Source organism: Brevibacillus thermoruber 423 (genome assembly GCF_000454065.1).
Classification (GTDB): Bacteria; Bacillota; Bacilli; order Brevibacillales; family Brevibacillaceae; genus Brevibacillus; species Brevibacillus thermoruber.
Map to the genome: position 1 here is coordinate 98,177 of NZ_KE695651.1, position 14,477 is coordinate 112,653.

General features: G+C 62.1%; 11 protein-coding genes and 1 riboswitch. Of the genes, 7 read left to right on the plus strand and 4 right to left on the minus strand.

The genetic code is table 11. The features are described from left to right. Window positions 1–31 precede the first annotated feature (31 nt). The 5 genes from M516_RS0111885 (at window position 32) to M516_RS0111905 (ending at window position 4,975) form a co-directional block, all read left to right on the plus strand. Window positions 32–379 carry a DUF485 domain-containing protein gene (locus M516_RS0111885; RefSeq protein WP_029099312.1) on the plus strand — a complete coding sequence of 116 codons (348 nt, stop codon included), beginning with the start codon at window positions 32–34 and terminating at the stop codon, window positions 377–379. Then, a complete protein-coding gene (locus M516_RS0111890; protein WP_029099313.1) occupies window positions 376–1,902 on the plus strand; it encodes a solute symporter family protein in 1,527 nt (508 codons plus the stop codon). The genes M516_RS0111885 and M516_RS0111890 overlap by 4 nt, the downstream gene beginning before the upstream one ends. An 84-nt stretch (window positions 1,903–1,986) precedes the next feature. Beyond that, a complete protein-coding gene (locus M516_RS0111895) occupies window positions 1,987–3,543 on the plus strand; it encodes a solute symporter family protein (RefSeq protein ID WP_029099314.1) in 1,557 nt (518 codons plus the stop codon). Window positions 3,544–3,686: 143 nt separating this feature from the next. After that, the gene (locus M516_RS0111900; protein ID WP_029099315.1) at window positions 3,687–4,520 is read left to right on the plus strand and encodes a deoxyribonuclease IV; all 834 of its coding nucleotides are present in this window, start codon (window positions 3,687–3,689) and stop codon (window positions 4,518–4,520) included. A gap of 71 nt (window positions 4,521–4,591) precedes the next feature. Then, window positions 4,592–4,975: a hypothetical protein gene (locus M516_RS0111905; protein WP_029099316.1), complete on the plus strand. Its 384-nt coding sequence runs from the start codon at window positions 4,592–4,594 to the stop codon at window positions 4,973–4,975. Window positions 4,976–5,069: 94 nt separating this feature from the next. On the opposite strand, the gene argS is transcribed toward M516_RS0111905, so the two are convergent. The 3 genes from argS to M516_RS24790 all read right to left on the minus strand — a co-directional run bounded on the left by argS (window position 5,070) and on the right by M516_RS24790 (window position 7,893). Beyond that, entirely contained in the window at window positions 5,070–6,785 is a 1,716-nt protein-coding gene (gene argS / locus M516_RS0111910) for an arginine--tRNA ligase (RefSeq protein WP_029099317.1), read from the minus strand. 352 nt (window positions 6,786–7,137) lie between these two features. Then, the gene (locus M516_RS0111915; protein ID WP_029099318.1) at window positions 7,138–7,617 is read right to left on the minus strand and encodes a hypothetical protein; all 480 of its coding nucleotides are present in this window, start codon (window positions 7,615–7,617) and stop codon (window positions 7,138–7,140) included. A gap of 168 nt (window positions 7,618–7,785) precedes the next feature. Continuing rightward, window positions 7,786–7,893 (minus strand): YjcZ family sporulation protein, encoded by a 108-nt coding sequence (locus M516_RS24790; RefSeq protein ID WP_029099319.1) that lies wholly within the window; start codon window positions 7,891–7,893, stop codon window positions 7,786–7,788. A 206-nt stretch (window positions 7,894–8,099) separates the two neighbouring features. Then, window positions 8,100–8,199: riboswitch (SAM riboswitch) on the plus strand. 113 nt (window positions 8,200–8,312) lie between these two features. Between M516_RS24790 and metH the strand changes: the two genes are divergently transcribed. Further along, complete coding sequence (gene metH / locus M516_RS0111930) at window positions 8,313–11,759, plus strand: methionine synthase (RefSeq protein ID WP_029099320.1); 3,447 nt, start codon at window positions 8,313–8,315, stop codon at window positions 11,757–11,759. Window positions 11,760–11,788: 29 nt separating this feature from the next. Beyond that, window positions 11,789–13,660, plus strand: a complete 1,872-nt coding sequence (locus tag M516_RS0111935; RefSeq protein ID WP_035289649.1) for a bifunctional homocysteine S-methyltransferase/methylenetetrahydrofolate reductase — start codon at window positions 11,789–11,791, stop codon at window positions 13,658–13,660. A 131-nt stretch (window positions 13,661–13,791) separates the two neighbouring features. On the opposite strand, the gene M516_RS0111940 is transcribed toward M516_RS0111935, so the two are convergent. Beyond that, on the minus strand, window positions 13,792–14,370 hold the full coding sequence (locus tag M516_RS0111940) for a mismatch-specific DNA-glycosylase (protein WP_029099322.1): 579 nt from the start codon (window positions 14,368–14,370) through the stop codon (window positions 13,792–13,794). Window positions 14,371–14,477 lie beyond the last annotated feature (107 nt).

Below are 14,477 nucleotides of genomic sequence, written 5' to 3' on the forward strand. Positions count from 1 at the left end.
GGGCGCCACATTTGCAAGAGGGGGAGATCCAATGGGAAATACGAGCCCGGCGGCCAAAGGGACGTCGAAGCCGCCGTCGATTGACTACGCGGCCGTGAGCCGTTCCGCCGCCTTCCAGGAACTGCTGAAGCGGAAAAAAGCATTCATCCTGCCTTATTCCATCTTCTTCTTCGTGTTTTACTTCACCCTCCCGATCATGACCTCCTACTTTCAAGTCCTGAACCGGCCCGCTTTCGGGGCGATCACCTGGGCCTGGGTATTCGCTTTTGCCCAGTTCATCATGACCTGGGCCCTCTGTATCATCTACACGAAGCGCTCGGAAGAGTTTGACCGGATGGTGGAACAGATCAAACAGGAGACGGGAGGAAAAGGGGTATGAACGTAACCGCGTTTTTGCTGTTTCTGGCCATCGTCATCTTGACGCTGATCATCACCTACTACGCTTCCAAGCGGACCAACACGACCAGCGAATTTTACACCGCCGGGGGCGGCCTGACCGGCTGGCAGAACGGCCTTGCCATTGCGGGCGACTACATGTCGGCGGCTTCGTTTCTCGGCATCGCCGGGATGATCGCGCTGTCCGGCTTCGACGGCTTTTTCTACAGCATCGGTTTTCTCGTCGCGTATCTGGTCGTGCTGTACCTGGTGGCCGAACCGCTGCGAAACCTGGGCAAGTACACGATGGCGGACATGATCGCGGCCCGCTTCAACAACAAGCAGATTCGCGGCGTGGCCGCGCTCAACTCCGTCGCCATCTCCATTTTTTACATGATCGCGCAGTTGGTAGGGGCCGGCGCGCTGATCAAACTGCTGCTCGGGCTGGAGTACACCACGTCCGTGCTGATCGTCGGCGCCCTGATGACGGTGTACGTGGTCTTCGGCGGGATGACCGCCACCTCCTGGGTGCAGATCGTCAAGGCGGTGCTCTTGATGGCCGGCACGTTCATCATCTCGGTGATGGTGTTCGCCAAGTTTGGCTTCAGCGTCACGGCCATGTTCGAACACATGAAGACGGCCACGCCGCTTGGCGAGAAGTTTCTCTATCCCGGCAACAAGTTCAAGGACGGGCTGGACACGATCTCGCTCAACCTGGCGCTGGTGCTGGGCACGGCCGGTCTGCCGCACATCCTGATCCGCTTCTTTACCGTGAAGGATGCGCCGACCGCGCGCAAGTCGGTGGTGTACGCCACCTGGATCATCGGCATTTTCTACGTCATGACCATTTTCCTGGGCTTTGGCGCGGCTGCGTTTGTCGGCCAGGACAACATGGACCCGGCGGGCAACATGGGCGCTCCGCTTCTGGCGCAGTACCTCGGGGGGAACTTCCTGTTCGCGTTCGTCTCCGCCGTCGCCTTCGCCACGATCCTCGCCGTGGTGGCGGGGCTGGTCCTGTCCGCCGCCTCCGCCTTTGCGCACGATTTTTACAGCCATGTGATCCGGCAGGGCAAAGTGACGGAGCGGGAGCAGATGCTGGCCGCCAAGTGGGCGTCGGTCGGCGTGGCCGTCATCTCCATCCTGCTCGCCTTGTTCGCGCAGAAGCTGAACGTCGCCTTCCTCGTGGCGCTTGCTTTTGCGGTGGCGGCCAGCGCCAACCTGCCTGTGATCATCTTTACCATTTACTGGCGCCGTTTTAACACGACGGGAGCGGTGACCGGCATGCTGGTGGGGCTGTTCAGCGCACTGATCCTGGTCGCCCTCAGCCCGAACGTCTGGAATCCGGAGCCGGGCAAGGCGATTCTCGTCGGCCATGCGCTCTTCCCGCTCAGCAATCCGGGCATCGTATCCATCCCGCTGGGCTTTTTGGCCGCCTGGCTCGGCACGTACTTCTCCCGCTCGCGGGACGACGCCAAATTTGAAGAAATTCAGGTCAAGGCCAATACGGGCATGAAGGAAACGGCATAGCCCGCGGATAAGTAATTAAGAAACTGGAGATGCTGGGGTGAATGCCCCAGCTTCTTTGCCATTCAGGCGGAAGTGGGGGATGGCATGTCTGCGGTGATTTTCTTTTGCAGCGTGATTATCGGCACGCTGTTCATCACGTATTCCGCGGCCAGGCGGGCGGTCAACCCGCGCGAGTTCTACGCCGCGGGGAACCGCCTGACCGGTTTGCAGAACGGCGTGGCCATCGCGGGGGACTACATGAGCGCCGCGTCTTTTCTCGGCATTGCGGGGGCGATCGCCCTGTACGGGTTTGACGGCTTTCTCTACGCGATCGGTTTTTTCGTCTCCTATCTGGTGATGCTGTCGGTAATCGCGGAGCCGCTGCACAACCTGGGGCGGTACACCTTGGCCGACGCGATCGCCGTCCGCTTTGACAGCAGGGGGCTGCGCGGGGTGATCGCCTGCACGACGCTGTTGATCACGATTTTTTACATGATCGCCCAACTGGTGGGGGCGGGGGCGCTGATTCACCACCTGTTTGACATCGAGTACGAGACCGCGGTGATGGTGGTGGGCAGCCTGATGACGATCTACGTCGTCTTCGGCGGGATGGAGGCCACCTCCTGGGTGCAGATTATCAAGGCCATTCTGCTCCTGACAGGCACGTGCATCGTCTCCATGATCGTGCTGGCCCGCTTTGATTGGAGCCTGGCGGCGCTGTTTGATTACGTCAGCACGGCCACCCCGCTCAGGGAGCGCTACCTCTATCCGGGCAACCAGTACGTCAGGCCGCTGGACATCCTTTCGCTGCATCTGGCGCTGATCCTGGGAACGGCCGGCCTGCCCCACATCATCGCCCGACTTTTTACGGTAAAGGACGCGGTCACCACGCGCAAGTCGATCATCACGGCCACCTGGATCATGGGGGCGTTTTACCTGATGACCATTCTGCTAGGATTCGGCGCGTGCGCGTTTATCGGCTGGCAGACCCTGGAGCAGGCCGGGTTCGGGGGGAATCTGACGGTGACGCTTTTGGCCGACGCGCTGGGCGGCGAATTCCTGATGGCCTACATCTCGGCCGTCGCCTTCGCCACGATACTGGCGGTCGTGACGGGATTGGTGCTCGCCGCGTCCTCCGCGTTTGCCCACGACGTCTACAGCCACATCGTCCGCAGCGGACAGGCTTCCGAACGGGAGCAGGTGCTGGTCGCCAAGGCTTCGTCCGTCGCCGTCGGCCTCGTCTCCATCTGGCTGGCGATCGGCGCGCAGAAGATGAACGTGGCGATTCTGGTGGCGCTGACGTTTGCAGTGGCCGCTTCGGCCAATCTGCCGCTGATCCTGTTTACCCTGTACTGGCGGCGGTTCACGGTGCAGGGAGCGCTTGCCGGGGTCATCACCGGCGTACTGGCTTCGCTCCTGCTTGTCTGTCTCGGCCCGTCGGTGATGCATCCCGAGCACGGCTTGATCCTGGCCGAGCCGCTGTTTCCCCTGGCCAATCCGGGACTGGTCTCGATCCCGCTCGGCTTTCTCGGCGCGCTGCTGGGCACCTGGCTGAGCCGACCGTCGCCGGGGGCGTCGGAGCGGTACGACCGGGTGCTGGTGCAGGCGCATGCCGGCATCCGTCCGCCCGCTGACCGGGGCAGGCGCGCGCCCGACGCATAGAGCGGCCGCAGCCTGCGCGGCGAGGCGGGCAGCATCGGGGGGAGAAGCGGGGAGCTTCCGGCAGCAGCCATTTCCCCACCCGGCGACTGAAACGAGGAAGAGTGGGGGAAACTGGAAACAACTTGCCAGAGGGAGGGAGCTGCGTGTACGTCGGATGTCACGTCAGCATTCGCGGCGGGTATCTGGCCGCGGCGAAGACGGCTTTGGCGCTGGGGGCCGGAGCGTTTCAATACTTTCCCAAGAACCCGCGCAGCCTGGCGGTCAAAGCGTTCGACCCCAGGGATGCGGAGGCGTGCCGCTCCTTTTGCCGAAAGCAGGGCATCGTCTCCATCGCCCACACCTCCTATCCGGCCAATCTTGCCGCGGCGCCGGGCGCACTGTTTAAAGCGACGGCCGACTCGCTGCGAAACGATCTGGAGATCGCGGAAGCGTGCGGCTCCATCGGGGTGGTCGTCCACTTTGGCCAGTACAAGGGGGCGGATGTGCTGGAAGGGTACCGGCTGATGATCCGGATGGTGAACGACATCCTGGACGGCTGGAGCGGAGTGGCGAAGCTGCTGGTGGAAAACAACGCGGGCCAGGGCAGCCGCATGGGAACGACGCTGGAAGAGCTGACCCAGGTGCGGGAACTGCTGAACCATCCGCAAAAAGTGGGGTTCTGCTTCGACACGTGCCACGCCTTTGCCAGCGGGCTCTGGACGGGAGACGACTGGGAGCGGGTGGCTGACAGCATGCGGAAGCTGGGGTATCTGGACGCGCTGGCCGCCGTCCATCTGAACGATTCGGTGTATCCCGCCGGTTCCTTTCGCGACAGGCACGCGCCGATTGGGCGGGGCGCGATCGGGAGGGAAGCGTTTGTCCCTCTGCTGCGGACGCCGGAGCTGCAGGGAATCCCGGTCGTACTGGAGACGCCCCGTCCGCCTGGTGGCGGCCATCGGGAGGAGATCGCCCTGGTGCGAGAGCTGGCCGGGCCGTGACAGGCTGACCGCCCGTATGGTAGAGTGTGAGAGGAAACCGTACAGTGCGCTGTCAGCGAGGAGGAGTCTGCGTGAAACGAAGAGTCAAGGTAACCATCGAGGATTTTGCCCCGCTCAAGGAAAACCTGAACAATCCGGAAGAGCTGGCCCTGTATGAGGCGGCGAACGGACATATCTATGACGCCGAAATCGAACACGACGGCTATGCCGTGATCGACCTGCCGGACGGGGAATACATCGAACTGGCTCCCGGCGAGTATCAGATCATGATCGAGGAATGGACGAAAGCGGGGGTCATCGGCGAACTGACGCTGGAAACCAAGTCGGACCCGGCCGACGACAAGGCGCTGTTGTATCGTCTCGTCGACGCATCGGGAGCTGAAAAAGAGCCGCCGCGCTCGCTGCCCAAGCAGGTGGTGGAGCTGCTCGGCAAGACGTGGTTTGGGAAAAAGTAGGGAGCGTTCCCAAAGGAAAAGAAAAGCCGACTTCCTGTCAAAGCAGGAAAGTCGGCTTTTTTGATGGACGAGAGGCAGTCTCGCCAACAGGCGATTACATCTCTTCCGGTGCGGCGAGTCCGAGCAGGCGCAGCCCCTCTTTCAGCACCGTCACCACTGCGGCGACCAACTGCAGGCGGGCCGTCTTGACGTCCTCTTCTTCCGCAAGAATGCGGACGTTGGCGTAGAACTTGTTGAACGCCTGCGCCAGGTCGATCACGTATTTGCCGATCTGCGACGGGTCGAACTGTTCCCGCGCCCGGTCGATCACTTCCGGGAAGCTGTTCAACAGCGTGATGACCGCCCAGGCTTCCTTGCTGTCCAAGGCGCCTGCGGGCAGCTTCACCTCGCTGGTCGGCTCGTAGCCGCCCTTGCGCAGCAGCGAGCAGGCGCGCGCGTGCGTGTACTGCACGTACGGACCGGTCTCGCCTTCAAACGTGAGCATCTCCTCCCAGGAGAAATTGATGTCGTTTAAGCGGTAGTTTTTCAAGTCGTGGAAGATAACCGCGCCAACCCCAACCTGGCGGGCCACCTCTTCCTTGTTTTCCAGCGACGGGTTTTTCTCCCGGATCACGTTCAGCACGTCCTCGATGGCCTGCGCCAGCACTTCTTCCAGCAGGACCACTTTTCCTTTGCGGGTGGACATTTTCTTGCCGTCCTTCAGCATCATGCCGAACGGAATGTGGTACATTTCCTTGGCCCATTCGAAGCCCATCTTTTCCAGCACCTTGTACAACTGCTGGAAGTGCAGGCGCTGCTCGTTGCCCACGACGTAGAGGGCCTTGGCGAAGTTGTAGGTCTCATGGCGATACAGGGCGGCTGCCAGGTCGCGCGTCGCGTACAGGGTGGCGCCGTCCGATTTTTTGATCAGGCACGGCGGCATGTCGTACTCGTCCAGGTTGACCACCAGGGCGCCGTCCGATTCGGTCAACAGCCCTTTTTCCTCCAGCATGGAGACGACGCGGTCCATCTTGTCGTTGTAGAACGCCTCGCCGTGGAACGAGTCAAACTGAACGCCCATCAAGTCGTAGATTTTCATGAACTCCTTCAGCGATTCGTCGCGGAACCACTGCCAGAGGCGACGCGCTTCCTCGTCCCCGTCTTCCAGCTTTTTGAACCACTCGCGGCCCTGATCTTCCAGCGACGGGTCTTTTTCCGCCTCTTCGTGGAAGCGGACGTAGAGGTGGAGCAGCTCCTTGATCGGCTCGGCCTTTACTTTTTCTTCGTCGCCCCACAGCTTGTAGGCGACGATCAGCTTGCCGAACTGCGTCCCCCAGTCGCCCAGGTGGTTGATGCGGATCGGCCGGTAGCCGTGTTTTTCCATGATGTTGGCGATCGCGTTGCCGATCACGGTGGAGCGCAGGTGGCCCATGGAGAACGGCTTCGCGATGTTGGGGGAGGAGAGGTCGATCGGCACGTTGCGCCCTTGACCGATGTCGCGGCTGCCGTATGCGCTGCCCTGCGTCAGGATCGTGCCGATCACGTCGCGGGCGACGCTTTCCTGATCGAGGAACAGGTTGAGGTACGGACCGACCGCCTTGGCTTCGCGAATCGGCGCGCCGCTTACCTCGCCGGCCAGCTCGGCGGCGATCAGCGGCGGAGCCTTGCGGAGCGCCTTGGCCAGTTGGAAGCAGGGGAAGGCGATATCCCCCATGCTGGGATTGGGCGGGGTTTCCAGCATGTCGTATACGGTTTCGGCGGTAAATTGGTCCGCGCCGAGGCGGGTGAGTGCTGCGGCAATGATGCTAGCCGCTTGATGCTTATAGCTCATGGAAATCTCCTTTCGTTTCTGGGAATCTGAAAAAAATAGAAAAACCTCTGCGTCTCATCGGGAAAAGAGACGAGAGGTTGTACTCCCGCGGTGCCACTCTTGTTGCTCTCGCCTCCCGCACGGGGACAGGCGAAAGCCGCTTTGCCTGCGGTAACGGGCAGACCCGGCGTGCCCTACGCAATCCGGTCGTCCGGACCTTCAGGACGCGTCTCCGAGGTGCGCTTCCCCGCGTCATTCCGCACCGGGCTCCCACCGTCCCCGGCTCGCTTCCGCTTTCTGACGGAGTACTCTCCTCTTCGGCGACGACTATGTTTCTCTAGCATTATAGCGGACATCTCCCGCGGGATGCAACTCACTCTTCCGGTTTTTTCAGCAAATCGTCCAAGTCGTGGAACAGGTCCCGCGTCAGCCGTTCCTTGTCGTCGGCGGACTGCCACTGCCGCTTGTACTCGACCAGCTTGGCGAGCAGCGCCCGTTCTGCTTCGGCCTCTTCCTCCAGGTCGTGGTTTTCGCTGGGATCAAACGGCATCAGCCGCTCATCCGTCCCACTGCGCAGATAGGGGGAGCGCCAGTGATCGGGAAAGCGGTAGGGCTGGTCGCCAAACAGAATGCCCAGCACGTCGTCCGATTCCAGCGGGAGGAAGTGGTCGTATTCGTCCCGCCTGCCTCCTTCGGACAGGTTGATGTGCTCAAACGAATAGCGAAGGTAGTGCTGCCCCGTCTCTCGATTCTTGACGATCGAGTAGGTCTCAAAATCGGTGTGCTCCAGCTCTTTCACCGTCTCCAGGCGGGAGAGGAATTCCTGACGGTCACAGGGTACCAAATGATTCACAGCGGTTCGCTCCTTTGTACCGGATCGCTTTTCATCATAGCAAAAACGGGCGGCGGCTGACAACGAACGGGGCGCAGGCGGGGAGTCCCGCAGGGAACGGCGAACGGACAGGGTTGTCCAGCGCAAAAAGAGCCTAGCAGCTAGGCTCCTTTTCATGTAAGCGCCCGTTTAGTTGCAGTCGTTCGAACATCCGACGATGACCAACAGGATGAACAGAACGAGCACCAGCGCGAACGTGTCACCGAAAATGCCGGATCCGCAGAAGGAAGTACTCATTGTTGTTTCCCCTCCTTTCCGTTATGCTTCAGTCTATACACGAATGTGCCGGTTGTTGTGGGCGGATGACCAGCTTCACAAAAATGGGCGGGGGTCACGGGCTGGAGAAAATAGACAAATTCTTCATTGACGCGGGGAGAGGGGGGTGTTAAGATACATTCAAACATCGTTGCCGTTTGACAAAACCGCATAAGAGATAGTGACGACTCTTATCCAGAGAGGCAGAGGGACTGGCCCAATGAAGCCTCGGCAACCGGATTACCAGGTGCCAATTCCAGCAAAGCCGTGTGCTTTGAAAGATAAGAGGATGGTCATGCGTGTATGTTTCGCGGACAAATCCTCTTCTGGCACACAGGAGAGGATTTTTTGCTGTACTCGAACCGATACGTTTGTGAGTTTGTGAGAAAAGGAGTCTGCCCATGAAACCAAGTCTTCGCGAACAGCTTTACCGGAAAATTCTGATTCTGGACGGTGCGATGGGGACGATGCTGCAGCAGGCCAGCCTGACCGCCGATGATTTTGGCGGCGAGGCCTACGAAGGCTGCAACGAGCTGCTTAATCTCACCCGCCCCGACGTGATCCGCTCCATTCACGAAAAATACCTGGAGGCGGGCGCCGACATCGTGGAGACCAACACGTTTGGCGCCACCTCCATCGTCCTGGCCGAGTACGACGTGGCGGAAAAAGACCTGGAGATCAACATCGCCGCGGCCCGGCTGGCGCGGGAAGCGGCTGACGCCTATTCCACCCCGGAGTGGCCGCGTTACGTCGCCGGCTCGATGGGACCGACGACCAAGACGCTGTCCCTGACGGGAGGCGTCACCTTCGAAGAACTGGTGGAAGCGTACTACCGGCAGGCGAAAGGGCTGCTGATCGGCGGCGTGGATGCGCTGCTTTTGGAAACCTCGCAGGACACGCTGAACGTCAAGGCCGGGGGCATCGGCATCCGCCGGGCGTTCGCGGAGCTGGGGAGGGAAGTGCCGGTGATGGTCTCCGGCACGATCGAACCGATGGGCACGACCCTGGCCGGTCAAACCGTCGAAGCGTTCTACGTCTCGCTGGAACATCTGAAGCCGATTACCATCGGCCTGAACTGTGCCACCGGCCCGGAGTTCATGCGCGACCATCTGCGCACGCTGTCCGGTCTGGCCCAGTGCGGGGTAAGCTGTTATCCCAACGCCGGCCTGCCGGACGAAAACGGCCATTACCACGAGACGCCGCACGGACTGGCCGCCAAGATGCGGGCGTTTGCCGAGCAGGGCTGGCTCAACGTCGCCGGAGGCTGCTGCGGAACGACACCGGAGCATATCCGCGCGCTGGCGGAAGCGTTGAAGGACTGCAAGCCCCGCGTCCCCGCCGGACAGCCGGTCAGCGCCGTGTCGGGGATCGAGGTCGTCTACGTGGAACCGGACAACCGGCCGCTGCTCGTCGGCGAACGGAGCAACGTGATCGGGTCGAAAAAATTCCGCGACCTGATCGCGGCCGGGCAGTACGAGGAAGCGTCAGACATCGCCCGCGCCCAGGTGAAGCGGGGGGCGCAGATCATCGACATCTGTCTCGCCGACCCGGACCGGGACGAGTACGGGGACATGGAGAAGTTCCTGCAGTTTGTCGTCAAAAAGGTGAAAGCGCCGCTGATGATCGACTCCACCGACGTGCGCGTCATGGAGCTCGGGCTGCGGTACTCGCAGGGCAAGGCCATCCTCAACTCGATCAACCTGGAAGACGGGCTGGAGCGGTTTGAACAGGTGGTGCCGCTGATTCACCAGTACGGCGCAGCCGTCGTCGTCGGCACGATCGACGAGACCGGCATGGCGGTCAGCCGGGAGCGGAAGCTGGAGGTGGCCAAACGCTCCTACGACCTGCTGGTCAACCGGTTCGGGGTCAACCCGCGCGACATCATTTTCGACCCGCTGGTCTTTCCGGTGGGCACCGGCGACGAGCAGTACATTGGCTCCGCCCGCGAGACGGTGGAAGGCCTCCGCCTGATCAAGGAGGCGATGCCGGAGTGCAAGACGATTCTCGGCATCAGCAACGTCTCGTTCGGGCTGCCGGCGGCCGGACGGGAGGTGCTGAACGCCGTCTTCCTCTACCATACGACCTTGGCCGGGCTCGATTACGCCATCGTCAATACCGAGAAGCTGGAACGCTACGCCTCCATTCCCGAAGAGGAGCGGAGACTGGCAGAGGCGCTCCTGTTCGAGACCAATGACGAGACGCTGGCAGCCTTCACCGAGTTTTACCGGCAGAAGAAAAAGGAAGTCCGAGTGGAAGCGTCCTCGCTCACGCTGGAGGAGCGGCTGGCCCGGTACGTGGTGGAAGGCTCCAAGGACGGGCTGATCGACGACCTCAAGCGGGCGCTGGAGAAATACACGCCGCTGGAAATCATCAACGGCCCGCTGATGGCCGGGATGGAAGAAGTGGGCCGGCTGTTCAACGCCAACCAACTGATCGTCGCGGAGGTGCTGCAGAGCGCCGAGGTGATGAAGGCGTCCGTATCGTTCCTGGAACCGTTCATGGAAAAGACGGAGACGGCCACCAAAGGAAAAATCCTGCTGGCGACGGTAAAAGGGGACGTGCACGACATCGGCAAAAACCTGGTGGAGATCATCCTCGCCAACAACGGGTACGAGGTGGTCAACCTGGGGATCAAGGTGCCGCCGGAGCAGTTGATCGCCGCCTGCCGCGAAGAGCGGCCGGACGCGATCGGCCTGTCGGGCCTGCTGGTCAAGTCGGCGCAGCAGATGGTGATTACCGCCCAGGACCTGCGGGCAGCCGGCATTGACGTGCCGCTTTTGGTAGGCGGCGCGGCCCTTACCCGCAAGTTTACCTCCAACCGGATCGCGCCGGAGTACAAGGGAATCGTGCTGTACGCCAAGGACGCGATGGACGGGCTGGACCTGGTCAACCGCCTGCAGGACCCCGCAGAACGGGAAAAGCTGCGCGCGGCCCAGCAGGCGGTGGAAGAGGAAGCGTCGACTCCGCCGCAGGCCGAAGCAGCGGCGGCATCGCTCAAGCCGAAGCGCTCCGCCGTCAGCCGCACCGTGCCGGTCCACGTGCCGCCCGACTGCGAGCGCCACGTGCTGCGCCACTATCCGATCAGCCATCTGCAGCCGTACCTCAACCTGCGGATGCTTCTCGGCAAGCATCTCGGCGTCCGCGGCAACGTGGAGAAACTGCTGGAGGCCGGGGACGAAAAAGTGACCGGGCTGTATCAGTTGGTGCAGGAACTGCTGGCGGAAGCCAAGCGGGACGGCACGATCACGGCGCACGGGATGTATCAGTTTTTCCCAGCCCAGGCGGATGGCGACGACATCCTCGTCTACGATCCGCGCGATCACAGCCGTCTGCTGGAGCGCTTCCGCTTTCCCCGCCAGCCGGAGGAGCCGTTTCTCTGCCTCTCCGACTTCCTCCGACCGGTGGAGAGCGGCGAGATGGATTACGTCGGGTTCCTGGCGGTGACGGCCGGCTCCGGCATCCGCGAGCGCTCCGCCCTTTTGAAAGAGCGGGGCGACTACCTCCGCTCCCACGTCCTGCAGGCGCTGGCGCTGGAATTGGCGGAAGCCTTTGCGGAACGGGTGCACCACGTGATGCGGGACGTCTGGGGCTTCCCCGATCCGGCGGAGATGACCATGCTGGAGCGGTTTGGCGCCCGTTACCAGGGGATTCGCGTCTCGTTCGGTTACCCGGCCTGCCCCAACCTGGAGGATCAGGCCAAGCTGTTCCGTTTGTTGAAACCGGAGGACATCGGCATCCAGCTTACGGACGGATTCATGATGGAGCCGGAAGCGTCCGTCTCGGCGATGGTCTTCGCCCATCCGGAGGCGAGGTACTTCAACGCCGGCCCGTCCGTGTTTGACCTATAGGCGTTTCACAGAGCAATGGGAGAGAAGGGATGGATTTGACAACGAAAAAAGATTTGCGCGAATATTTGCAAGACCACCTGCTGGTCGGCGACGGGGCGATGGCGACACAGTTGTACCGCTCGGGGGTTCCGGTGGGCGTCAGTTTCGAGGAACTGTGCCTGACCAATCCGCGCCTGGTGCACGACGTTCACAAGGCGTACTACGAGGCGGGGGCGCGCATGATGGAAACCAACACGTTCGGCGCCAATCGGGACGCGCTCGCCCGCTACGGACTGGAGCACAAGGTGACGCGCATCAACCGCGTCGCCGTCACGATCGCCCGCGAGGCGGCGCAGGACGACGCCTATGTCGTCGGCAGCATCGGCTCCATCCTCGCCGGACGGGTGCGGAAAAAGGTGCTGGACGAGTACCGCGACCAGTTTGAAGAACAGGCGATCGCGCTGCTGCACGCCGGAGTGGACGGCTTGATTCTGGAAACGTTTCTCGACCTGGAAGAGCTCCTGCTCGCCATCGACGTGATCCGCCCGCTCACGGGCCTGCCGCTGATTTGCCAGTTGGCGACGCTGGACGTGGGGCGGACCCGTGACGGCTACACGCTGACGGAGGCGTTTTCCCACCTGCAGAAGGCGGGAGCGGACATCATCGGCCTCAACTGTCGGCTGGGGCCGGCAGAGATTCTCCGCTCGTTCGAGAGCGCCCGCGTGCCGGATGGGGCGCTGCTCTCCGCCTTTCCCAACGCGGGACGGCTCGGCTTGAGCGACGGCGAGTACGCCTACAAGTCCTCGCCGGAATACTTCGCCGAGAGCGCGCTGCGCCTCCGGGAACAAGGGGTGCGCCTTTTGGGCGGCTGCTGCGGCACCACGCCGGACCACGTCCGGGCCATGGCGGAAGCGCTGAAGGGGCTTGCTCCGCAGGCGCGCGTCAACCCGCCCGACGAGTTGACGGAGCGGCCGTCCGTTTCCTCGTTCAGCGTCAGGGACCGGCAGAAACCGAGCATCGTGGAGCGGGTCAAGACCGGCACGACGATCATTGTGGAGTTTGACCCGCCGAAGGATCTGGATACGGAAGGGTTTTTGACCGGCTGCTGCGAGCTGCACAAGGCGGGGGCGGACGCCATCACCCTGGCGGACAACTCACTGGCCAACGTGCGGATGAGCAACATGGCGCTGGGCGCGATCATGAAAAGCCAGTACGGCATAGACCCGCTCGTCCACATCGCCTGCCGGGACCGTAATCTGATCGGGCAGCAGTCCCACTTGATGGGCCTGCACGCGCTCGGCATCGACCAGGTGCTGGTGGTGACCGGCGACCCCTCCCGCTTCGGCGATTTGCCGGGAGCCAGCTCGGTGTTTGACGTCACCTCGTTTGACCTGATCCGCATGGTCAAACAGCTCAACGAAGGCATCTCGTTCTCCGGCCGTCCGCTGAAACAAAAGGCGCAGTTCATCGTGGGGGCGGCCTTCAACCCCAACGTGCGCCACATCGAAGCCGCGATCAAACGGCTGGAGAAAAAGGTGGAAGCCGGGGCTGACTTCATCATGACGCAGCCCGTCTACGACGCGGAGTCGATCCGGCTCGTCCACGAGGCGACGAAACACATCGGCATCCCGGTGTTTATCGGGATCATGCCGCTGACCAGCTCGCGCAACGCGGAGTTTCTGCACAACGAAGTGCCGGGCATCAAGCTCTCCGACGAAGCGCGGGAGCGGATGAAGCGGGTTCAGGGAGAAGCGGCCAGACAGGAAGGTCTCAAGATGGCCAAGGAGCTGCTGGATGTGGCCATCACCTATTTCAACGGCATCTATCTGATCACGCCCTTCAACTACTACGCGATGAGCGTGGAGCTGATCCAGTACGTGCGGCAGCAGAGCCATCTGCTGAAAGTGGCCGCGAAGGCCTGACACCTGCAACCATCCATGCAAAAAAGGCTCGGGCGGCGGTATCGCGATCGGAACCGTCATGCCGGAGCCTTTTCATTTGTTTTGGGCATGCAGGCCGTCTGCCGTTCCTTCCGGCGCACATGTGACGACACTCACTCGCGTTTCGGATCGAGCGGATGCCACCCTTTCTCGCGCAGGAACCGGCTCAGTTCGCCGAACATCGCCAGCCGTTCTTCGCGCGTGTAGGAGGCGTTGGCGCCGCTGGTGGAGGGGATGACGAACAGATGGCTGCCGGCCCATTCGCCGGTTCCGAAGGCGAGCTGCGGCTGCAGGCCGAGCGAGACCGGTTCCTTTTTGCGGCCGGTGGCGTGGCGGAACGCGGTGATGCCGTTGAAGCAGATGACCCGCGGACGATACGTCTGGACCATCTGCCGGAACTGTTCCGCTCCGGTCGTGAAATCCGCTTCCCGCAAATCGCCGGAGGAGCGGGTGGGGCGGGAGACCAGATCGGTGATGCCGTAGCCGTACTCGAGCAGGCGCGCCGTCTCTTCCGGCTTTAGCTGCCGGTGCGTGAGGCCGCCTTCGTACAGCCCGCGCCAGAACAGATTGGCCGGATTGGCGTAGTGAAAGCCGGCTGTCGCCGACACGCGGCCCGGATTGATACCGCAAAACAGCACTGTCAGATCGCGGCGGATGTAGGTGGGCAGCCATTTTTCCGTAAAGTGAACCAACCGTTGTCCCTCCTTTCGCCCCATTGTACCACAGCGAAAGCGGATTTCCCTTCCGGCCCAAAAAATGCCGGGATCGGCGGCGGGCAAAGAAAAGAGCGCCTCGAAAC

Bases quoted from the DNA above. Each gene is read 5' to 3' on its own strand.
- M516_RS0111885 (WP_029099312.1), top strand. From the start codon at position 32: ATGGGAAATACGAGCCCGGCGGCCAAAGGGACGTCGAAGCCGCCGTCG.
- M516_RS0111890 (WP_029099313.1), top strand. From the start codon at position 376: ATGAACGTAACCGCGTTTTTGCTGTTTCTGGCCATCGTCATCTTGACG.
- M516_RS0111895 (WP_029099314.1), top strand. From the start codon at position 1,987: ATGTCTGCGGTGATTTTCTTTTGCAGCGTGATTATCGGCACGCTGTTC.
- argS (WP_029099317.1), bottom strand. From the start codon at position 6,785: ATGAGCTATAAGCATCAAGCGGCTAGCATCATTGCCGCAGCACTCACC.
- M516_RS24790 (WP_029099319.1), bottom strand. From the start codon at position 7,893: ATGAGTACTTCCTTCTGCGGATCCGGCATTTTCGGTGACACGTTCGCG.
- metH (WP_029099320.1), top strand. From the start codon at position 8,313: ATGAAACCAAGTCTTCGCGAACAGCTTTACCGGAAAATTCTGATTCTG.
- M516_RS0111935 (WP_035289649.1), top strand. From the start codon at position 11,789: ATGGATTTGACAACGAAAAAAGATTTGCGCGAATATTTGCAAGACCAC.